Here is a 20,266-nt window from a genome sequence, read left to right as displayed (position 1 = left end):
GGACAAAAGTTCCCTGTTAAAGTGTCGAAGTTGCAGTGTCAGGTTGAGAGGTGATCTTGGTATCTTGCGCTGATGTGCCCGGTACCGTCGGTGTCAGACGATGACCGCCTTCGCCATCAAACCAGTGGGCCGCAGCGCCAGCCCAACTGAGCGAGACTTCTGTCCCGGGCGAAATTTCAACGCGACCCGGCAGGCGGCCGGTGGCCCCCTCAGTGCCCGGGATCGCAACAAAAACGAATGTCTCTGCACCAAGGAATTCACTGCCCGTGACGGTCGCAGGAATGCCGGTTTTTATGGCTTTGGGATCGGTGCTCAGAACCAGGTCCTCGGGGCGAATGCCAAAGGTCAGGGTGTTGGCATCAAAGCCACCTGGGATGACGTTGGCCGGGAGTGCATTGGCCGGGATCAGCGTCATGGGTGGGCTTCCAACAAAACCCGCGGCAAAGGCGGTCGCGGGCTTAAGGTAAAGATCGGCTGGATCACCGACCTGCTCGATCCGGCCATCCTTCATCAGAATGACGATGTCGGCCATGCTCATGGCTTCGGTCTGATCGTGGGTGACATAAACCACCGTGATGCCAAGGCGCTGCTGCAGATCGCGGATATCCTTGCGCACTGCATGACGCAGTTTGGCATCAAGGTTTGAAAGCGGCTCGTCCATCAGGCACAGCGGATGGCCGGCGACAATCGCGCGGGCGAGTGCCACGCGTTGGCGCTGACCACCGGAAAGCTGGGCTGGTTTGCGGTCTTCATATCCTTCAAGGCCGGTGACGCGAAGCGCATCCTCAAGACGGGTTTTGATCTCGTCCTTTTTGGTTTTGCGAACCTTCAGGCCAAAGACGATGTTTTCCGCCACACTTAGGTGCGGGAACAGGGCATAGGACTGAAACACCATCGACAGGCCGCGTTTCGACGGCGGTGTGCTGGTGACGTCCTTGCCATCAATCGCGATGCTTCCCTGATCTGCGGTTTCAAGGCCGGCAATCAGACGCAGGGTTGTCGATTTGCCACAGCCAGATGGGCCGAGCAAAACGACAAAGCTTCCGCGTGGAATGTCGAGTGACAGGTCATGCACGCCATTGCCGCCGTTAAACACGCGCGACACGGAAGTGATGCGAATAAAGGGGGATTGGTCAGTCATTCGTAATTTTCGCTTTTGGCAATTTGCAGACGTGCGCGAACGTCCTGACGGTCAAACAACGGATCGAATACGCCACCCGGGACGCCATCAACCACGATCAAGTCCGGGTCGGTGATGTGTCCGCCCTTGGCCGGGGCCGGGCGGCCGAATTTCGATTGATCGGCAACAAGGATGGAATTGCGGCAGTTACCCGCAATCGATTGGCGCAGGGATACTTCGCGATGATCGAAATCGGTCAGGGTCCCATCGGGTTCGATCCCTCCGACGCCAAACAGGCCGAAATCGACCTTGTATTTGTTAAACATCGCCTCGGCTTCTGGGCTGATGACATCGCGATCAGGCAGGCGCAGCGTGCCGCCAGGAATGACAATCCGGTTGCCGGTATTGTTGCCCAACGCCATGGCGGCATTCATGTTGTTGGTAATCACGGTCAGGTTGCGATGATCGACAAGATTAAGCGCCACCAGTTCCAGCGTGCTGCCAATCCCGATCAGGATCGACGCCCCGTCGGGGATCAGGCTTGCGACATGCAGGGATATGGCGTGCTTGGCCGCGATATTGGTGACCTGGCGGCTGTCATAGGACAGGTTCATGCCCGGTTCACCGGCATATTCAACGCCCCCATGGCGACGGCGCACCAGATTGGCGTCGCTCAGCATATTGACGTCGCGCCGCACGGTTTGCGGGGTAACGTCAAAATGCTCGGCCAGTTTGTCGATGGAGACAAAACTGTCGCGGCGCAGGATGTCGATGATGTCGCGTTGTCGCGCAGAAATATTCATTTGATCGTTCAATTTGTTGTTTTGAACATTGAAGCGATCATACGCGGCTTCGTTGTCACTAAGATTTCAGAAGCATGACATTCATATGAATATTCAGAAGGCGGCGAACGCGGCAGAAAACCGCGCCTTTTGAGGTGATGCTCAAACGAACATGACTGGCAAATTCATCGATGGATGACGGCGCTGTAACAAAAAAAACGCCGCCCGATGTGAATCGGACGGCGTCTTGATGCTTGAGTGCGGAGTGACGTTCGGATCAGAACAGTTTTTCGCGCGGGTCAAAGCGCGGGGCCGGTTCGGCGGCAAGCTGCTCAAAGATTTCATCAAGCGTGTTGGCAACGGTATAGAGGTTCTTGTGGCTTGGGCGGGCAAAGCCGTCCTCGATAATGCCGTCAATCATGTCAAAGCACTTGTCCCAATAGCCAAGCGCATTGAGGAACACCATCGGCTTGTCATGAATTCCAAGCTGGCGCAGCGTCATGGCTTCAAACGCCTCGTCCAGGCTGCCAAGGCCGCCGGCCAAGGTGACAAAGGCGTCCGAGCGCCGGAACATCTCGACCTTGCGTTCATGCATGGATTTGCAAACGATCAGTTCGGACAGGCCGGTATGGCCAACTTCGATATCATCAAGATGGGCCGGAATGATGCCCACCACGGTGCCGCCATTTTGCATGACGCCATCTGCCACAGCCCCCATCAGACCGATGCGACCCCCGCCATAGACCAGCGTGATGCCGCGTTCGGCCATCATCTTGCCAAAGGCGATGGCATTTTCCATGTGTCGCGGGTCCTTGCCGTTCGACGCACCGCAAAAGACACAGATTGATTTAACTTTAGTCATGGCGACCTGCCTTGTGTTTCTTGTTTCGCAGGTAGCGGAACGGCGCATGGTTTGCGCATCGTCCCGTACGGAAAGCGACCTTAACCGATCAAATCACATCTGTGGCAGTAATTTCCGCATGGCAGCATCTGAAATTTAAGTGACATGCCCGTGCCCTGATTTGATCGCCTTTGGCCGTATTGTTGCCAACACGCTTTGGCATTGATCGCACTACCTTGGAAACCCTCCGATCGCGCGCTTTTTGTCGCAGGGTTAACAAGTTCTGAACCTGATTGTGGGATGGGTAGTTCCTGAAGCAGGAAACTGTATTGAACGTAACCATAAAAAGAAGGCAGGACCGCCCAACGTGTTTGTCGATAGTCCATTCATTCTTGCCATCGTGATCTCGGGCATCATTGCCGCTGTTTTGATGCTGGCCTTGTGGCTGGGGCTGGAACGTGCGATTGCGCGCCGCCTTGTGTTGGGCGCGATCATTCCGGCGGTGGCGGTTGCCGTGCCGGCAGCCATCGGCTTGCCCGAAACTGCACGCGGTGGCGTGGGGGCGGCCCTTTTGATGCTTGTACTTGGCGGTATCTGCGGCGCGATTATGGACTTTTCCCGACTGTCGGAACGGGTATCGCTGGGCGTTGCCGGGGTGATCTTGTTGCTGGGTGCCTGGTTGGTGTTGGCAGCCCCGATCAGCGGGCTTTCATACCATCCCGGTGCGATCCAAATCATTGCCTGGCTGGCGTTTCTGATTGTTGGCGGCTGCTTCCTGTGGGTGACGCGCCCGGAATTCTCCGAAGACGATGACGAGGTCGCCAAACCGACCAGGGGCAAGAAGACCAAGACGGCCAAGCCCAAGGCAAGCAAGGCCGATGCGGCAGTGGATATTATCAATCTCGCAAAGCCGGGACCGGTGGCGGTTCTGATGACATTGGCCCTGGGGCAGGGGATCATCGTTCATCTGTTCGGGTTAAGTGATTTTGTTGTCTTGCAGGCAGCCCTGACGGTGGCCCTAATCGTGGCCGTGATTTCGGAAAAGGCAGCACCGCAATACCGTGTTGCGGTCTGGCTTGGTGTTGTCGGGGCGCTGATGGCGGCGGCAGCCAGTGCGATGATCATTGTGCCAGCATCCTGTCTTGCCTTTGCGGTCTTGTTGCTGGTGGTGTCGGGGCGACAGGCATCGGTCAGGCTGGCCACGCATTTGCCAAGTGATAACCCTGCGCAGGCGGTGCTGTTGGGCAGTGTGATCAAGGTTGGCGTGCTGGCCTTGCCACTGATCATCGCAGCCCTTGTTGCCTATGTCGGTGCCGAAATGGCAGCCAGAGCAGTTTGAGGCGAAGGTTGACTCGGGGCGAGTAGACTGATTCTCTTCATCTTTGCCTAACGGTTGCGCTGTATCGTTTGTTCGTTACGTTATGGAAACTGCGCGCTGAAAGTAGTACAAGTTTCTAATTAACGTGCTCGGACGAGTTGTTTGAGGGGAATATGGCAAACAATTTCAGTGTCTTGAGCGCGACCGTTAAAAACATAAACATCGTTCAAGGATATTTCCGGTGAAGCGACCCTATATCCTCGTCATTGTCGGCGTTGTACTGATCATTGCAGCGATTGCGCTGAACTACATGCTGACCAAGAGTGCGGATGACGAAACCGCACCGGCAGTCACCCAGGCGCCAGCAGTTGCGACTGAAACGACGCCAAGCGAACCGGCATCCGAGCCGGAAACCGCTGCCCCCGAAATTACCAATCCAAGCTTTGATGTCGTGCGCATCGGTCCGGATGGAAATGCCGTGATCGCCGGTCGCGCCGAACCCAACAGCACGGTCCGTATCCGCGAAGGCGATGAAGTGATTGGCGAAGCCACAGCTGATGAGCGCGGCGAATGGGTTGTTCTGCCCAACAAGCCGCTGGCAAGCGGGGATCGAGAACTGTCGCTTGAGGCCGAAGATGCCACCGGCACTGTTTCCAAGGCCGAAGACAAGGTCGTTGTCCTGATCCCCGAGGAAGAGGCTGCACCGGTATCCGAAGACACCGCCGAAACTGCCGAGGCAGCTGAGAGCGCACCGGAAAGCGAAAAGCAGCCTGTGATCGCGCTTAAGGTTCCGGCCGAAGGCAATGGTGCTGCAACCGTCATGCAGGGTCCGGCACCAGAAGCCGCATCTGCAACCGAAGAAACCGATACGCCGGATGCAACCCTGCCGCGTCTGTCGATTGATATTGTTGATTACGACACCGAAGGCCGTGTTGCGATGTCAGGCAAGGCGGATCTCGATCATACCGTTCGGATCTATCTTGATAACAAGCATGTCGGAACTGCCCCGGCAGATGAAAACGGCAACTGGGCACTGACCATCGGCGAGCCGATCGAGCCGGGCAATTACACGATGCGTGCAGATCAGCTTGATAGTTCGGGTACTGTGACCGCACGTGTTGAAATTCCGTTCGAACGCGCAAGACCTGACCAGATTCTTGAGCCAGGTTCTCGCTATGTCGTTCAGCCGGGCAACAGCCTGTGGCGTATTGCGCGCCGCACCTATGGCGAAGGCCTGAAATACTGGGTGATCTATCATCAGAACCGCAACCAGATCCGCGATCCTGACCTGATTTACCCGGGGCAGATTTTTGCACTGCCGAACGAAGAAATTCAGCAATAAGCATCACTTTTCTTTGCGAGGGGCAAAGCACATGGTAAGTGTGTTTTGCCCCTTTTAGGGTTAGGCCCTATTAATTTGATTGGAATGGCAGAGTTTATATTTGTGAAATCCAAGGAAAATGCCGCCGAGCGGGTTGGCATCCCGCTCAAGGGATTTGACGCAGGAGTTTGCAAATATAAACTCTGTCCTTCGGATCGACCAGATTTGCACGGTCTACTGTGTCGCAAAACCTTGAAAGATAGATATCTTCCGGCGGTTTGGCTTCGTGTATCCGCACAAATCTGAGCGACCATTCAAACCAAATTAGTAGGACCTAACCCTAGTTTGGGGCCAAACAGTTTGACGCGGGTTGCGTTGCCCTTTGTCATCACTAGATGGTAGGAATGCGCCCGCACGGTACCATGCGTACCAAATTGATATGCCCAACCATGGCAACCAGGGAATTAAGACTTTGAAATCCGTTCTTGTGCCGATCAATCCGGAAGGCTGGAAATTCGTTGCGATCTTTGCAGCGATCACTGTGGGCTTGTTCCTGATTGCGGAACCGCTGGGCTGGATCGGCGTGATCCTGACACTTTGGTGCGCGTATTTCTTCCGCGACCCGGATCGTATTACGCCCACCGATGAAAATCTGGTGATTTCCCCGGCAGATGGCCGCGTTTGCATGATTTCGCAGGCGCCGCTGCCCAAGGAACTTGAACTTGACGACAAGACCCCGCGTACGCGTGTGTCGATCTTCATGAATGTGTTCAACGTCCATGTGAACCGCTGCCCGGTCAATGGCGAAATCGTTGGCGAGGCCTATGTGCCCGGCAAGTTCGTCAATGCCGAACTCGACAAGGCATCGGAAAACAACGAACGCCAGATCCTTCTTGTCCGTGACAAGGAAGGCCGCGAGTTCGGTGTTGTCCAGATAGCCGGTCTGGTTGCGCGCCGTATTCTGTGTGATGTCGGTACCGGTTCGCAGCTCAAAGCGGGTGAACGTTTCGGTCTGATCCGCTTTGGCTCGCGCGTGGATGTGTATCTGCCCGAAGGTGTCTCGCCCAACGTGATTGTCGGGCAAACGACGATTGCCGGTGAAACCGTCCTTGCTGATGTCTCAGCCAAGGGCAAGGACGCCGCAGTCGGGGAGATCCGATAATGGCAGGCGGCATCGATCCCGTTCGTCGTCCCCGTCGTTTCAAGGCGATGTCGCTAACGCGACTTGTGCCGAACGTTGCGACGATCATGGGGATGTGTGCCGGTCTGACCTCGATCCGCTTTGCGATGCAGGATCGTTGGGAAGCCGCCGTTGCCGCCATTCTGATTGCCGGGATCATTGACGGTCTTGATGGCCGTCTTGCCCGCATGCTCAACGCATCCAGCCGTTTTGGGGGCGAACTTGACAGCCTGTCGGACTTTGTCTGCTTTGGCGTTGCTCCGGCCATGATGCTGTATTTCTGGTCGCTGCATGAATTTGGCGGCATTGGCTGGGCATTGTCGCTTCTGTTTGCGGTTTGCATGATGCTGCGTCTGGCGCGCTTTAACACGCAGATGCTGGGCGAACCTGAACTGCCGACTTGGGCCTACCGGTTCTTTACCGGGGTTCCGGCCCCGGCGGCAGCCGCCCTTGCCATGTGGCCGATTGTTCTGACCTTCCAGTTCGGCGAAGGCATCTTTGACAGCCCCTATATCGTCGCCCCTTATGGTGTGATCATTGCGGGCCTGATGGTATCGCGCCTGCCGACATTCAGCTTCAAGAAGGTCAAGGTGCCGCGCGCCTGGGTGTTGCCGTTGATGTTGGCATTTGGGGCGTCGGTGGCGTTTCTGGTGTCCTCGCCGTGGCTGACCCTTTCGGCCATTGCCGCGATCTATTTCATAACCTTCCCGCTGTCTTATCGCTCCTATCGCCGTATGGGGATTGAGAACCAGCAGCGTCAGGACAAGGAAGATGAAGAAGACGATGACGGTGAACCCGATGACGATCCCGAAGAGGGATTGAACCGCGTCCATCAGAACTGATCATCAGATCAAAACATCAAAAGAAAAGCCGGCATATGCCGGCTTTTTTGATTTCTATTGCGCGGTCGAGGGGCTGTATTCCAGCCGGGTTTCGAAATGTTCGGCGTGGATGTATTGGTCGCGCGCGGCATTGAACCATTCACGGTCATTGGGGCTGAGCCATTCGGCGTAAAACTCCGTCCAGGGCATGGTCGGGTTGTCATCGACGATGGCGTTGATTTCGGCAATCGCCTTTTGCCCAGCGGGCGTTTTTGCACAACCAATCGTGGCTTCAAGCAGGGTGGTGTTGCCGGCAATCGGCAGGGCCTTGATTTCAAGCCCGGGCGTTTGGGTGCGGCGGTAATATTCGGCTTCGGATGGAAAATAAAGCGTCCAGTCGATGCGTTTGAGGTCCAGCATCCGAACGAACTTGGTATCCTCGGCAACCTGCATGACCTGATGGGTGTCGCGGAACCGGTTTAGATGGCCATCGACGCGCGAACCATAGGCCCGGCCGATCCGCACCGCCGTTGACAGGCTTTCATCTGCCAGAAGCTGCTCAAGCTCCACATGGCCTTCCTTATTCAGATAAGGCGTAAAGCGGTCTTCATCTTCAGCCCGAATGACAATCGAGATCGGCAGATGCAGCAGGATGGTCTTGGCAAAGGTGATATATTCGCGCCGCTCCGGGGTCGGGATCAGCGTTGCCGAGCAGCGCAATGACCCTTCGCCGTTTTTCATTTCGGCCAGAAGGCGGGCAAGCGGCACATGAAGAACGTCGTGCCGATATTGCGGCAGTTGGGCGGCAAACCAGTTCTGGGTATCGGCAGCATAGCCGGTCAGCTTGCCTTGCTCATGGATGAAGGCCGGGGCAAAGGCGGGAACCGCCCAGGTAAAGGATTGATCTTCCGAGCTATTCTGGGCCATCGCGCCATCAGACATCAATGCGCCAAGCGCACAGGCAATGCCAAAGACCTTTGGTCGCGCGTTATGCCAGAGAGCCGATACCATGCAGTTCCTTTGATTCCGGCGGAAATCAGTTGTGACGAATAACGATAAAATACTTCTAAAATCCTTAGGAAAGTGTGTATTCGCCACCTCCGCCCGATCATGTTCGAAGCGAAAAATCATATAGTTATAAAATAATGATATAGCAAGCATGCTCAATTCACGTTGCAGTGTTGCCGGGATAAAAAGTCACCGGCCCCCGGGGAAGGGGGCCGGTGTAACCGCGCGGCGGGGTCGGGGGAAAAAGCGCGCGGCTATGGGGTTAGCTGGTCTGATCCGTCGGGCCTTTTGGCAGGCCTGAACTGAACGGCTTTGCGAGGCGCGGCTTGATCTTTCGCATCAGCCCGCCCAGCTTGTGACGCGCCATCAGCGCACAGGGTGTAAAGACCAGCGTAAGTGCCGTGGCAAAGGCCAGACCAAACGCGATGGAGGTCGAAAGTTGCACCCACCATTGCGTGGAAGGTGCGCCAACCGACACATCGCGCGCAGCGAAGTCGATATTGATCTGCAGCACCATCGGCACCAGACCAAGAATAGTAGTCACCGTGGTCAGCATCACCGGACGCAAACGCTGTGCACCGGTTTGCAGGATGGCTGCTTCGATGCTGCTGGCGGTGTGTTTGAGCCGGTCGAACGTATCGATCAGAACGATGTTGTTGTTCACGACAATCCCGGCCAGCGCGACAATACCGATCCCGTTCATGACAATCGAAAAGGCCTGCCCGGTCAGCATCAGTCCAAGGAACACGCCCGCCGTCGACATGATGATGGCAATCATGATCAGAAGCGAACTTGAGATGCTGTTAAACTGGGTGACCAGAATGATGAACATGATGAACAGCGCCACCGAGAACGCGTTTTTCAGGAAGTCGGCCGACTTTTTCTGTTCTTCATCCTGACCCTTGAATTCGACCGAAATGCGAGGATCGATCGCAAGGGTGCTCATCCAGTCTTTGACCTCACCAAGCTTGGTATCAACCAGAACACCTTCCTGCACGTCGGCCTTGACGGTCAGGGTGCGGCGGCTGTCAACACGATGGAGTGTGCCGGTCTTGGGCATGGGCGTGCGTTTGATGAAGTTGGCCATCGGCACCAGGCCCTTGTCCGTCACGATCTTGAGGTTTTGCAACTCCTCAAGCGAGCGGTACTTTGCCGGGTAGCGTCCGACAATATCGATCTCCTCGGTCGAATCATCCGGGCGATAGGTCGAGAAATTGATGCCGTTGGTCACCAGTTTGACGACATTGCCAATCTGGGTGATATCGGCCCCGAATTTCAGTGCCTGCGCACGGTCAACACTGTATTCCCAGTCAATGCCCGGGGGTGATTTTCCGTCCTCGAAATTGTAAAGACCGCCCATATCCTGAAGGCCCGTCATCAGCATGGTCGCAGTCTGATCAAGCAATTCGGGATAGAAAGACCGCAGCTGGATCTGGATATCCTTGCCTTGCGGCGGGCCAGCTTCCTGAGCGCGGACCTCGATCTGGATACCAGCCAGATCGGCGGTATCGGCCAGAATGCGCTTTTCGATTTCACTCGCCTTGGGGCGGGTCTGCCAATCGGCATATTCAAGCTGAACGACACCAATTACGTCTTCGGCGGCTTCGTTACCACCTGCACCGGAACCGGAGCGCGCATAGACGGTATCAAACCAGTTCTCGCCTTCATGATGGGTATCAAGGGCCAGAATGCGGTTTTCAACTTCACGCAGCAGGGTGTCCTGCTGGTAATAGGACATGTTGCCGCGTGCGCGGACCTGAACAATGGCCACTTCGGGTTCAACAGACGGGAAGAACTCGACACCCTTGCCCAGTTGGCCAAACGCCGCCCAGACTGAAATCAGAACCACAAAGGCCGCCGGCACAATTAGCCAATAGAACCGCAGGCAGGTCTTTAGCATCCGGATATAAACGCCAGTGCCGCCTTTGACCTTTTCGATGTCATCGCCATGATCGGCTGCAATGGCTTCGAGGCTTTCATTGTTCTGACTGCCCGGTTTGCCAAACCATGCGCCCACGGTGGGCACAAAGATCAGCGCCATGGCAAGCGATGCGGTCAGGGTAAACAGCACCGTGATTGGCAAGAACTTCATGAATTCGCCAACCACATCCGGCCAGAAGGCCAGCGGCAGGAAGGCGGCAAGCGTTGTCGCGGTCGAAGCAATGATCGGAAGCGCCATGCGTTTGGCGGCAAGCGGATAGGCTTGCTTGCGATGCAGGCCTTCGATCATTTTCCGGTCGGCATATTCGGTGACAACAATCGCACCATCGACCAGCATCCCAACGGCAAGAATAAGGCTGAACAGAACAACGATATTCACCGTCATCCCGAGCGCCCACAGCACAAGGATCGCGGTCAGGAACGAGCCCGGAATGGCAAGACCCACCAGAAGGCCGGACCGCCAGCCAAGTGACCAGATGACGACCACCATCACCAGAAGGATCGCAAGGATCACGCTGTTTTGCAGATCGGTCAGCATGGTGCGGATGTCAGATGATTTATCCTGCGAATAGCTGATCGTCAGGTTGGGCGGGAAGGCTTGTTGTGCCTCGGCCGTGGTGGCCTTGATGGCATCGATGACTTCGATGATGTTTTCGCCAACCCGTTTGGAAACCTCGATCGCGATTGCCGGTTCGCCATTAAGGCGTGCAAAGCTCTCGGCATCCTTGAAGGTCCGGCGGACATCGCCGATATCGCGGAAGCGGATAACGGAATCGCCATCGACCAGAAGCGGCATATCAAGAATATCGTTCACGCTTTCAAAGAGGCCGGGGACCTTGATATTAAAGCGGCCACTGCCAGTATCAACTGCGCCTGCCGCGACCAGAGCGTTGGAGTTCCGCACCAGGGTGACGATGTCGACGCCATTGAGGCGATAGGCCTCGATCTTCATCGGATCGATGATGAATTCGACAAGTTCTTCACGCTCGCCCGCCAGATTGGCTTCAAGCACGGCAGGCAGGCCTTCAATCGCGTCCTTCAGGTCACGCGCCATACGCAGGAGCGCGCGTTCGGGCACGTCCCCCGAAAGGGTCACGACCAGAACCGGGAACAGCGACAGGTTGACCTCGTGCACTTCGGGGTCGTCGGTTTCATCTGGCAGTTCGGATTTGGCGATATCGACCCGTTCGCGGACATCTGCCAGCGCTTCATCAATCTCGACATCGGAATAGAATTCAAGCGTGACCGATGCGCCGTCCTGATAGGCCTGTGATCGCATTTCCTTCACACCTTCGATGGAACGAAGTTCCTGTTCCATCGGGCGCAAAAGAAGGCGTTCGGCATCTTCGGGCGAAACGCCGTCATGATGCATGGTCACGTACAGAACCGGGATCTGAACGTCCGGGTCAGCTTCCTTGGGGATGGTGTTATAGCCAACCCAACCTGTAACAAGCAGCAGGACCAGAACCAGAATGACGGTGCGCGAACGATTAAGCGCGTGATCAATCAGGGACATTTTTCATCTCCTCATGATACGCGCTTACTGCGCGGCATTTTCCGAAAGGGTGGCGCCACCGTCCTCAGCCCCGGGAACAGCACCGGGGGCTTCGTTATCCTGCATGATCGGCAGGCCGTCCTTGTCGGTTTCAAGATGGACGACATCGACGGTCGCACCTTCCTTGACCCAGTCATGCCCGACCACGATCAGTTCGAACTCTTCAGGCAGGCCGCCGATCCAGATGCGCTCACGCGTGCCGCCTTGAAGTTCAACGGGCAGGAAATCGACCTTGTTGTCATCAACGATCGAGCGAACACCAAGCTCGCCCGCGTCATTTAGTGTCAGGACAGAAGACGTCACCAGATGGGCGCGCTTGGTGCCGACCGGAATTTCAAGCTCGGCGGTCATGCCATCGGGAATGCGCAGATCGGCGTTATCAATCTCGACCTCGACCCGGAATGTGCGGGTGTCGTTATCTGAAACGCGCGCGGTATAGCGCACGATGCCGTCATGGGTGCTGCCATCAAAAAGGGTGACATTGGCGAGCTGGCCAAGATCAATCGCACGGATCGAATGTTCTGGCACCTGGGCCACGACCAGCATCGGGTCACCCTGAATAAGGGTTGCGACCGGATCACCGATAGACAGAAGGTCACCGACCTCGGCCGGGCGTTCTTCGACAATGCCATCAAACGGCGCGCGGATTTCGGTATTGCCCAACTCCGTGCGGGCAATGGTCAGGTCGGCACGCGCTTCTTCGAGAAGGGCAAGCGCCTCTGCAACGCCGGTTTTGGAGCGGTAGTTTTTCTCAGCCAGGCTTTCAGCCGCCGAATGTTCCAGTTCACGCTGCGCTACAAGGGCGCGGGCCTTGGCAACGCGGGCCTGACGGTCCCCGACTTCAAGGCGGGCAATCAGATCGCCCTTTTGGACCGCCTGACCCTTGATCGCGCCGATTTCAATCACGCGCGCTTCGGTTTCAGCACGGATATCAACAGAAATGACCGCTTCGGTACGTCCGGTAATGCGCAGGTGATCGACGTGATCGACCGCACGGCTGGTAATCGTGCGCACGCTGGCATGCGGTTTGGCTGCCGCGTTTTCGCTTGCCGGGTTTGCGGCCGCGCTTTGTTCGCCTTGCGCAGGCGCATCATCGCCGGTCAAATAGGCGCTGCCGATCCATATAACGGTCCCAACGACCAGTAGAATGGCGATCAGGCGTGAAGCATTCATTGTTCTGTTCCCTCAAATCTTCCGTTGCCGGAATGCGTCAGTGGCTCTTGGTTGGGCACGTCTGGCACTTGGTATTTCTGGCTGGGCAATCTTGTGTGCTGCCTAGGGTAAAGTCGCTTACGACTTGTTGGCCTTGCGATTTCTTAATTCATCAAGCAGGCCCTGCTTGTTTTCGCGAATAAACTTCAAGGTCGCTTCGCACATGGCCTGTCCCAGTCCGGCGACAAAGCAACAGCCGGGTTTTGGTGTGCCGTCTTCGTCGCGGCCATGCGATGTCTGCGGGGCCGGCTTGTCGGGGTTTTCCGGATCGATCTGCATGCTCATCATTTCATGACGGGCGGCAAATTCATCAATCAGGGCCTCGGTCAGCTCGATCGGCATTTCTTCGGCGAAGGTCAGCATGAACAGAATATCGGAACGATATCGATCTTCGGCCGGACGCGTTTGCAAAAGGGTGCGCAGGAATGTGCGACGGCCTTCTTGCGTAAGCTGATAGATCTTCTTGTCCGGTCGGTTTTCCTGTTCATGTTCGACAAAGGTCACCAGACCATCTTGGGTCAGTTTGGTCAGTGCCGGATAGATCGAGCCAAGGGACGCGATTTGAAAATGGCTGAACGTGCCATCTTCAAACATCTTGCGGATTTCATATCCAGTTGCCTCGCCGCCCATCAGAGCACCCAGGCATAGAGTTCGTACGTCCATTGTGTCGTCTATCCTTGTTGCTTCCCCCGGATTGACCGTGCCTTGATGGGGGAAGTTATCAAAGCAACTGTATCAATCCGATACATATCGAACTATCATATATCAATTCGATATAGTCAATCGAATATGATGGAACTTTTTATGACGGCCCTTCAATCTGGACGATCCGGACATCGATCGTGTTACATCATGATCCGAAATCAATGATGCTGGTCCGGTTCGTCTGATGATCAGATTGGCAAAACCGGCGGGTTGCTGCGTCCGCCTGTGCATAATCGGACGCCGATAGTGTCCGATTGTGTCTATTGAAACGATATAGACGGCCTGACCGGTGCAAGGTTGGGCAGAAGAAACGTGATCAAGAAATGCAGGAGCATGCCGGAATGACCGGTTGGACGGACTATGTAAGTGTGGTGGTGGCAGCCGTCGGTTTGGTGCAGGCAGTGTTCCTATGCCTGATCCTGCGATCCGAAGGCGCGCGTGCCTTCGGGGCGAACCGCTGGATGATGCTGTTCATTGCAACGATTGCGCTCAACCTTATTCAGGATGTGGCAGAGCCGTTCGTTGCAAGGGATCTCGAACGCTTCCTGAACCTGTTCTTTAGTCCGATCAATTACGCCATCGCCCCGGCGATTTACCTTTATTTCCGTGAAATATCGGGCAATCCGTCCCGCCGCCCGTGGGGGCATTTCGTGCTTGTACTGGTGGTGTTCAACCTGATTGCCTGGGTCGTGACCGGCGACGGGCGGGGCGATGAGCTGTGGGCAGGGCGATACAGCACAGCCGAACTGGTTGAAGGTTTTTGCTGGAGCGCGATTTTTATCCAGATTACCGTTTATCTGGTGCTGTTGTGGCGGATTGCGTGTCGTTATGTGCTCAAGACCGAGGAACAGCTGGGGGCAGACCGCAAGGCGATGCAACGCTGGATCGGGGTGGTTCTGGGTGGTTTGACCTTTGTCTTTATTACCGTGGCGGTTGGCAAGATTGTCGGTCTTTATCTGCCCGATGATCCCGAAATGTTTGGCACCGAGATCGCCTTTGCGCTGGTCCTGTTCGCCATGAGCTATGAAATCGCAACGCAACCGGCCCTGTTTGTCATGGCCGACTGGCCCGCCGATGATGCCGATGACGGGATTGTCGATGAGGAAGCAGGGTTTGTTGCCGCCAAGGCACCAGAGAGTCCGGCACAGCCAACGGAAGCGCGCGCTGTCCCGCAAGCGGATCTGGCAGATGCGCCAACCGATACCACGGCACCGCGTCCGTTGCTTGATCCCGATGGTGTAACCCGTGCATTGGCCCGCCTTGATGATATTCAGGCGCGCGGGGATATCCTGCTTGATCCGTTGGTGTCCTTGCCAAAGCTTGCCCGTGCGGTTGGGGTTACCCCCAATCAGCTTTCCTATGTGCTTAATCACCACGTCGGCAAAAGCTTCTTTGATTTCGTCAATGCCGCCCGCGTGGCGGAAGCGCGATCTGTTCTGGTGCTGGAACCTGATCGGACGATCTTGGACATTGCGCTCAGTGTCGGGTTCAACTCCAAATCGACGTTTAATCTGGCGTTCAAGAAGATCACAGGGGAAACCCCTAGTGCCGTGCGCGAAGCTGCAAGGCAAGCAGCCCTTAAGCCGGCCAACCTGTCCGAGGCACCAACAGAGGGTCCGAATCAACAGCATTGGACGCCAAAGGCCGGATGATCACGGATCATGACGCCCACTTAACCCAAGGGGGCATCCATGCATCACAATCAGACTTTATCGACCCACGCGACCCAAGTCATTGCGACCGACATTCCGTCGGTTGATCCTTTACAAACCATCCAGCGCCGGCGCAAACGCACGCTTCGCATCGGGATTGTTGTGCTTTTGGCGCTGGTCTGTTGCGCCCGGGCGGGATTTGATCGCAGCACTGCCTGGCATGAGGGGATCGAGGCCATCGGGATCACGGCGATCCTGATCTGTATCTTTGGGCGGGGCTGGTGTGCGCTTTATATTGGCGGGCGTAAAAAGACGTCGCTGGTGACACTTGGTCCGTATTCGATCAGCCGCAATCCGCTTTACGTCTTTAGCTTCATCGGCGCCTTTGGCGCCGGTGCGCAGACGGGCAGTCTGGTGATGGCGGGGTTGTTTTCCTTGGCGTGCTGGCTGGTGTTTCGCAGTGTGGTCGCCCATGAAGAGGCGATGCTGGCCGAGCGGTTCGGGGCGTCTTTTGATGATTATTGCCAGACCGTCCCGCAGTTTGGTCCCAACCTGATGAAATGGCGGGATGCGGAAACCATCAAGGTTAGGCCCGCGCTTTTCCTTGTGACCCTGCGCGATGCTTGCTGGTTTTTAATTGCCGCCCCGGTGTTTGAAGGCATCAAGATTTTGCAAGATCAGGGATGGGGGATCACCCTGATCTCGTTGCCATAAGACGGCCATAGCGCCCTGTCAGGCGGCGGCGTTATCGGTTGGTCTGCCGCCAAAGGATTTGATCATTCGGTTGCGTTCATCTTCGCGCAGGGGATCGGAATCAAGCGCAAGGGCGGCTTCAAGTGCCTGCGGGGCGACCGTCAGGACGTCATTGCCGTCTATCTGATCCTCCTCTGCCCAGAGATGGACGTGACATTCAAGCTTGATGTAGCTGCGCATTGCTGCATTGGGATCAAGCTTTTCGTTGGTGTCGACTTCATACTCGCCAGGCGAAAGCAGCCCGGGATGACCGGGCAGGTGGAACGGATGAAAGAACGTCACCGTACGATGGGTTGTGCGGGTTATGCTCATAATCACGGCTCCTTCGAGCATCCGGAAGATGCCGCCGATGGTGCTGATCTGGTTTTTGTTGTGAATTTGCACCTATCGGGCGCGGGGGCGGACAGAAACATTCCGCCCGCCTTCTTCCGGCAGGTTAACTTGGCGCTTTTCCCAATGGGTGTGCTCAATCCCCAAGAGAGCCCTTGAATGGCTGTATCACAAAGCGCCTTTTGCCCCGACACCAGGGATATCGGTGCCGGTCGCATATATTTTATATGGTAGTAGAAATTGAAAAGCGCAACTTTTCAGCGCTTTTCAGGATTGTCGATCCGGCTCAGACCCCGCGCAAATTGCCCCAAACATGGACATGCCATTGCGGCAAAACGCGGACATCAAACCATTTACGTTTGGCGACTTCATCGACCAGCCAGCGATAACGTTTCGTCAGGCCAGCGATATCAACCCCGTCTGCACCATCCGGGTGCGGTTCGGCCGGGGTGGTGTTGACCGGCTGCAGGCAGACCGGAATGCCAATGTGAAGGTTCCTCACATAATCGGCAAACAGCAGGTCGGCTTCGTCACGGACCGGGAATTTCAGTGTTATCGCCGGGCCATCCAGCATGCCATTGGCTTGGGCTGCATCAATGCAGGCCGCGAGCGCGTTCGCGTCGAAATTTGTTGAGGAGCTTGGCGGCTTGGGGCTGATCGTCAGGAAATCGAGATCGGCAAACCAGTCCTTGGCGATGCTGCCCTGGGTTTCAATCGCGAAGGTGAACCCTTCTGCCTTGCCCATGGCAATCAGATCGCCCAACGGCTGGATCGCCGGGTTGCCACCCGATAGCGTGATCAGGATTGGTTTGCCGCCGGAAAGCCTTTTGGCCGCATCCAAGACCGCGGTCGCAGACATCGGTTTCCAGTCGGCACGAAAGGCCGGGTCGACGGCATAAAGCGTGTCGCACCATGAACAGCGGAAATCACAGCCGCCGGTTCGGACAAACACGGTCGGCATGCCGATCAGCGCGCCTTCGCCCTGAACCGTCGGGCCAAAGATTTCCGAGATGCGGATTTTACCGCGTGCCTCGGAAAGCGCCGCAAGGTTGGGGTCGTCCATCGTCATGGACGATATTCCGCCCAGGCTTTCGGGGTTTCGGAAACCCGCACGGCCGAAACCTCCGGCCATCGATCATGCGCCCAGTCATAGAAAAACAGCGCGAGCTGTTCGGCGGTCGGGTGGTCATGGCCCAAAACGTCATTAAGGTGGCGGTGATCAAACTCGTCATCGATCAGACGTTTGAGCGGCCCAAGTTCGCGGTAATCACGGACAAAACCACGGGCATCGAGGCTGGCACCCTTAAGCTCCACCTCGACGATATAATTGTGGCCATGCAGGCGCGCACACGGGTGATCATCCTCAAGACCGCTCAGCTGATGGCTGGCGGAAAAGGCGAATTGTTTGGTGATGGTGAACATCGGTTTTCTTTCGGTATCGTCCATTTCCCCGCCATGAGCATGCGGATCGAGGTCCCCGCCTTCGCGGGGATGACGGTGCCAAACCGACAGGTTTGCCGTCGATCCGTCATGCCCGCGCAGGCGGGCATCCATGGTGCAGGAAATGGAAAGTGTTATTCCGCCGCGCTGGTGGCGCTGGTGGCTTCGGTTTCGCGATCGGCAAGCTGGCGCGCGCGATGATCGGCACGGGCCTGTTTCCAGTAATCGCGATCAAGATAAACCGTCGGGTCCTTGACCCGGGCCAGCTCAAGCGCCTCGCGCCGTTCAACGCAGGTGCCGCACCGTCCGCAATGGGTGTCTTCGCCCTTATAGCAGGACCATGTCAGATCAACCGGCACCCCAAGGCGCCCGGCTTCAAGTGCGATGTCGGCCTTGGAGACATTGACGAACGGCGTATAGAGTTTGACGTCCTTCACCCCTTCAAGCGCATGGTTCTGCATGGCCTGAAAGGCGTTGATGAAATCGGGACGGCAATCGGGATAGATGAAATGATCCCCGCCATGAACAGCCGCGGCAACCGCATCGGCGCCGGCACTGGCTGCCGCGCCAAAGGCAACAGCGAGCATGATGGCATTGCGGTTGGGCACGACGGTGATGCGCATGGTTTCTTCGGCGTAATGGCCATCGGGCACATCGATATCATCACTGGTTAGCGATGACCCGCCCAGAAGCGCACCAACCGGGGTCAGATCAACAATGTGATGTTTCACACCCAGATCGCGCGCCGTGCGGGCGGCGAAATCGAGTTCCTTTTTATGGCGCTGGCCATAATCGAATGCAATCAGGGAATGCAATTTGTGCTCGTTCGCGACCTTATAGGCCAGCGTGACGGAATCCAATCCGCCAGAGCAGACGACAATCGTCTTCATGAGTCTCAAGTCTTTCGTGTTTTTAACCTGGTGCTACGACAGGGGAAGGATCATCCTTCCAAGGGGGCGGGGTTTGCCATGAGGCGGGATTAAGCGCAAGCAAAAACACACGCATGCAGCCATGCGTGTGGCGCAGGAATGCTTGGGTTTTGGTGCTAGGCTGCGTCGCGCATCTGCAGGCAATCAGGCGCGCGTTCCGCTAAGTACATGAAAACAAATCGGGACCTGGAAATGGCCGTCTTCGATATAAGGCGCGAGGGTTTCAAACATCGCGGCATTGATCGCGCCGACTTCCATATCCGATGACTTGCGCAGGATATTGCCAAACAGCATGTCCATCTGCGGCTTCCAGAACGGGGCGGTTTCAGGAATGCGACCCGCCGGGCTGTGGCTGGTGTCAGTTACATCGCTAAACCCGGCGTTTTTGAGCCGGTCGGTGGCATGATTGACATCGCCAAAGCAAAACGGATCGAGCCCGGCCTTGTCAAACCCGATGCCAAGGATATTGCCCAAAACCGCATCCATTGCGGCGAAAAGCGGGTTATCCACCAACGGTGCCCAGACCATGAAAACTGCCTTGCCGCCCGGGCGCAGAACGCGGAAGGCTTCGCGCAATGCCTTGTCATGATCATCACAGAACATCACGCCAAAGCGGCACGACACGACATCAAAACTTTGATCCTCAAACGGCAGATTTTCCATATCGGCGGGCGTTGCCGTGATGTTGGAAATTTCTTCTTCTTCGGCCCGTTCGATCAGGGCATCGCACATATCGGGCACGATGTCGGTTGCCGTCACCGTCCCGGTAACGCCGGGAATATTAACCCGGTCTTCTTCGCTCCCCCCACCAAGGGCGCGGGCAAAGGAAAATGCCGGTTCCCCAACCCCGGATGCGAGATCAAGAACGGCAAGCGGCGCGCCATTGCGGCTTTCCGAAAGGGCTTTGAGGTCGGCGGCCTCGATCATGTGGCGATTGATTTTCTCGGCCGCAGGTGCCAGGCGTTCTGCCCAGGTGATCCAGTCAGAGGAAAGGTTTTGCCAGGTCTCGGAGGTCGGGGTGGTGGTCATTGTCGGTCAGCTTCCCTTTGGGTTAAGCAACGACCATAGACGTAAACAGTGACCTGTTTAAAGGATGTTTTGCAGCGCAATGCCGGTGAGAAGCCCTGCGCGCTATGGCGCAGGGCTTCCCAGGGTCCAAACTCATTCAAGTGATCGATCCGGCAATTGATATGAGAGAAAAAGCTAGGAAAAGCCCGCAGATTAGGGTGATCCCCAATCAAGGGATTTGACGCAGAGGCTTTCTTTCATATCAGTTGTCCTTCGGATCTCCCGGATTTGCACGGGCTATTTTGTCGCAAAATCTTGAAAGATATGGATCTTCCTGCAATTTTGCTTCG

At 56.3% G+C, this 20,266-nt stretch carries 18 protein-coding genes; 6 read left to right on the top strand and 12 right to left on the bottom strand.

The features are described from left to right. Positions 1-16: 16 nt before the first annotated feature. From UF64_RS15415 to UF64_RS15405, 3 genes are all read right to left on the bottom strand, one after another. Positions 17-1,141, bottom strand: coding sequence for an ABC transporter ATP-binding protein (locus UF64_RS15415; protein WP_044829481.1), 1,125 nt, complete (start codon positions 1,139-1,141; stop codon positions 17-19). Continuing rightward, complete coding sequence (locus UF64_RS15410; RefSeq protein WP_044829480.1) at positions 1,138-1,923, bottom strand: DeoR/GlpR family DNA-binding transcription regulator; 786 nt, start codon at positions 1,921-1,923, stop codon at positions 1,138-1,140. The genes UF64_RS15415 and UF64_RS15410 overlap by 4 nt, the downstream gene beginning before the upstream one ends. Positions 1,924-2,179: 256 nt before the next feature. Beyond that, positions 2,180-2,764, bottom strand: coding sequence for a TIGR00730 family Rossman fold protein (locus tag UF64_RS15405; RefSeq protein ID WP_044829479.1), 585 nt, complete (start codon positions 2,762-2,764; stop codon positions 2,180-2,182). Between the two features lie 346 nt (positions 2,765-3,110). On the opposite strand from UF64_RS15405, the gene UF64_RS15400 reads away from it, so the two are divergent. From UF64_RS15400 to pssA, 4 genes are all read left to right on the top strand, one after another. Continuing rightward, positions 3,111-4,082 (top strand): hypothetical protein, encoded by a 972-nt coding sequence (locus UF64_RS15400; protein WP_044829478.1) that lies wholly within the window; start codon positions 3,111-3,113, stop codon positions 4,080-4,082. Between the two features lie 220 nt (positions 4,083-4,302). Beyond that, positions 4,303-5,403: an Ig-like domain-containing protein gene (locus UF64_RS15395; RefSeq protein WP_044829477.1), complete on the top strand. Its 1,101-nt coding sequence runs from the start codon at positions 4,303-4,305 to the stop codon at positions 5,401-5,403. A 418-nt stretch (positions 5,404-5,821) separates the two neighbouring features. Continuing rightward, positions 5,822-6,544 (top strand): phosphatidylserine decarboxylase, encoded by a 723-nt coding sequence (locus tag UF64_RS15390; RefSeq protein WP_008890308.1) that lies wholly within the window; start codon positions 5,822-5,824, stop codon positions 6,542-6,544. Continuing rightward, on the top strand, positions 6,544-7,404 hold the full coding sequence (gene pssA, locus UF64_RS15385) for a CDP-diacylglycerol--serine O-phosphatidyltransferase (protein WP_044829476.1): 861 nt from the start codon (positions 6,544-6,546) through the stop codon (positions 7,402-7,404). Before UF64_RS15390 ends, pssA begins: the two co-directional genes overlap by 1 nt. A gap of 54 nt (positions 7,405-7,458) precedes the next feature. Here pssA and UF64_RS15380 read toward each other — a convergent pair whose 3' ends face one another. The 4 genes from UF64_RS15380 to UF64_RS15365 form a co-directional block, all read right to left on the bottom strand. After that, positions 7,459-8,394 carry a TIGR02285 family protein gene (locus UF64_RS15380; RefSeq protein ID WP_044829475.1) on the bottom strand — a complete coding sequence of 312 codons (936 nt, stop codon included), beginning with the start codon at positions 8,392-8,394 and terminating at the stop codon, positions 7,459-7,461. A gap of 259 nt (positions 8,395-8,653) precedes the next feature. After that, on the bottom strand, positions 8,654-11,848 hold the full coding sequence (locus UF64_RS15375; RefSeq protein ID WP_044829474.1) for an efflux RND transporter permease subunit: 3,195 nt from the start codon (positions 11,846-11,848) through the stop codon (positions 8,654-8,656). A gap of 24 nt (positions 11,849-11,872) precedes the next feature. Next, positions 11,873-13,060, bottom strand: a complete 1,188-nt coding sequence (locus tag UF64_RS15370) for an efflux RND transporter periplasmic adaptor subunit (protein WP_044829473.1) — start codon at positions 13,058-13,060, stop codon at positions 11,873-11,875. 117 nt (positions 13,061-13,177) lie between these two features. Next, complete coding sequence (locus UF64_RS15365; RefSeq protein ID WP_044829472.1) at positions 13,178-13,762, bottom strand: PadR family transcriptional regulator; 585 nt, start codon at positions 13,760-13,762, stop codon at positions 13,178-13,180. Between the two features lie 383 nt (positions 13,763-14,145). On the opposite strand from UF64_RS15365, the gene UF64_RS15360 reads away from it, so the two are divergent. Both UF64_RS15360 and UF64_RS15355 read left to right on the top strand, forming a co-directional pair. Continuing rightward, entirely contained in the window at positions 14,146-15,456 is a 1,311-nt protein-coding gene (locus tag UF64_RS15360) for an AraC family transcriptional regulator (protein WP_044829592.1), read from the top strand. A 39-nt stretch (positions 15,457-15,495) separates the two neighbouring features. Further along, positions 15,496-16,170, top strand: a complete 675-nt coding sequence (locus UF64_RS15355) for an isoprenylcysteine carboxylmethyltransferase family protein (RefSeq protein ID WP_082049809.1) — start codon at positions 15,496-15,498, stop codon at positions 16,168-16,170. Between the two features lie 18 nt (positions 16,171-16,188). Here the strand turns inward: UF64_RS15355 and UF64_RS15350 are convergent, their stop codons facing one another. The 5 genes from UF64_RS15350 to UF64_RS15330 all read right to left on the bottom strand — a co-directional run bounded on the left by UF64_RS15350 (position 16,189) and on the right by UF64_RS15330 (position 19,937). After that, positions 16,189-16,521 carry a hypothetical protein gene (locus UF64_RS15350; RefSeq protein ID WP_044829590.1) on the bottom strand — a complete coding sequence of 111 codons (333 nt, stop codon included), beginning with the start codon at positions 16,519-16,521 and terminating at the stop codon, positions 16,189-16,191. Between the two features lie 304 nt (positions 16,522-16,825). Further along, on the bottom strand, positions 16,826-17,608 hold the full coding sequence (queE, locus tag UF64_RS15345; RefSeq protein WP_044829471.1) for a 7-carboxy-7-deazaguanine synthase QueE: 783 nt from the start codon (positions 17,606-17,608) through the stop codon (positions 16,826-16,828). Continuing rightward, the gene (queD, locus tag UF64_RS15340) at positions 17,605-18,093 is read right to left on the bottom strand and encodes a 6-carboxytetrahydropterin synthase QueD (protein WP_235285095.1); all 489 of its coding nucleotides are present in this window, start codon (positions 18,091-18,093) and stop codon (positions 17,605-17,607) included. The genes queE and queD overlap by 4 nt, the downstream gene beginning before the upstream one ends. Before the next feature lie 20 nt (positions 18,094-18,113). Further along, the gene (gene queC / locus UF64_RS15335) at positions 18,114-18,869 is read right to left on the bottom strand and encodes a 7-cyano-7-deazaguanine synthase QueC (RefSeq protein ID WP_044829470.1); all 756 of its coding nucleotides are present in this window, start codon (positions 18,867-18,869) and stop codon (positions 18,114-18,116) included. A gap of 183 nt (positions 18,870-19,052) precedes the next feature. Beyond that, positions 19,053-19,937: a class I SAM-dependent methyltransferase gene (locus UF64_RS15330; protein ID WP_044829469.1), complete on the bottom strand. Its 885-nt coding sequence runs from the start codon at positions 19,935-19,937 to the stop codon at positions 19,053-19,055. Positions 19,938-20,266 lie beyond the last annotated feature (329 nt).

This window comes from Thalassospira sp. HJ (assembly GCF_000948415.1).
In the GTDB taxonomy this organism is placed as follows: Bacteria; Pseudomonadota; Alphaproteobacteria; order Rhodospirillales; family Thalassospiraceae; genus Thalassospira.
Note: the sequence above shows the minus strand (reverse complement) of the source record. Positions and strands in the feature narration are given on the sequence as shown.

Excerpts from the sequence above, each read along its gene's own strand:
- UF64_RS15415 (WP_044829481.1), bottom strand. The coding sequence starts at position 1,141 with ATGACTGACCAATCCCCCTTTATTCGCATCACTTCCGTGTCGCGCGTG.
- UF64_RS15410 (WP_044829480.1), bottom strand. The coding sequence starts at position 1,923 with ATGAATATTTCTGCGCGACAACGCGACATCATCGACATCCTGCGCCGC.
- UF64_RS15405 (WP_044829479.1), bottom strand. The coding sequence starts at position 2,764 with ATGACTAAAGTTAAATCAATCTGTGTCTTTTGCGGTGCGTCGAACGGC.
- UF64_RS15390 (WP_008890308.1), top strand. The coding sequence starts at position 5,822 with ATGCCCAACCATGGCAACCAGGGAATTAAGACTTTGAAATCCGTTCTT.
- pssA (WP_044829476.1), top strand. The coding sequence starts at position 6,544 with ATGGCAGGCGGCATCGATCCCGTTCGTCGTCCCCGTCGTTTCAAGGCG.
- UF64_RS15380 (WP_044829475.1), bottom strand. The coding sequence starts at position 8,394 with ATGGTATCGGCTCTCTGGCATAACGCGCGACCAAAGGTCTTTGGCATT.
- UF64_RS15375 (WP_044829474.1), bottom strand. The coding sequence starts at position 11,848 with ATGTCCCTGATTGATCACGCGCTTAATCGTTCGCGCACCGTCATTCTG.
- UF64_RS15370 (WP_044829473.1), bottom strand. The coding sequence starts at position 13,060 with ATGAATGCTTCACGCCTGATCGCCATTCTACTGGTCGTTGGGACCGTT.
- UF64_RS15365 (WP_044829472.1), bottom strand. The coding sequence starts at position 13,762 with ATGGACGTACGAACTCTATGCCTGGGTGCTCTGATGGGCGGCGAGGCA.
- UF64_RS15360 (WP_044829592.1), top strand. The coding sequence starts at position 14,146 with ATGACCGGTTGGACGGACTATGTAAGTGTGGTGGTGGCAGCCGTCGGT.
- UF64_RS15355 (WP_082049809.1), top strand. The coding sequence starts at position 15,496 with ATGCATCACAATCAGACTTTATCGACCCACGCGACCCAAGTCATTGCG.
- UF64_RS15350 (WP_044829590.1), bottom strand. The coding sequence starts at position 16,521 with ATGAGCATAACCCGCACAACCCATCGTACGGTGACGTTCTTTCATCCG.
- queE (WP_044829471.1), bottom strand. The coding sequence starts at position 17,608 with ATGACGATGGACGACCCCAACCTTGCGGCGCTTTCCGAGGCACGCGGT.
- queD (WP_235285095.1), bottom strand. The coding sequence starts at position 18,093 with ATGGATGCCCGCCTGCGCGGGCATGACGGATCGACGGCAAACCTGTCG.
- queC (WP_044829470.1), bottom strand. The coding sequence starts at position 18,869 with ATGAAGACGATTGTCGTCTGCTCTGGCGGATTGGATTCCGTCACGCTG.
- UF64_RS15330 (WP_044829469.1), bottom strand. The coding sequence starts at position 19,937 with ATGACCACCACCCCGACCTCCGAGACCTGGCAAAACCTTTCCTCTGAC.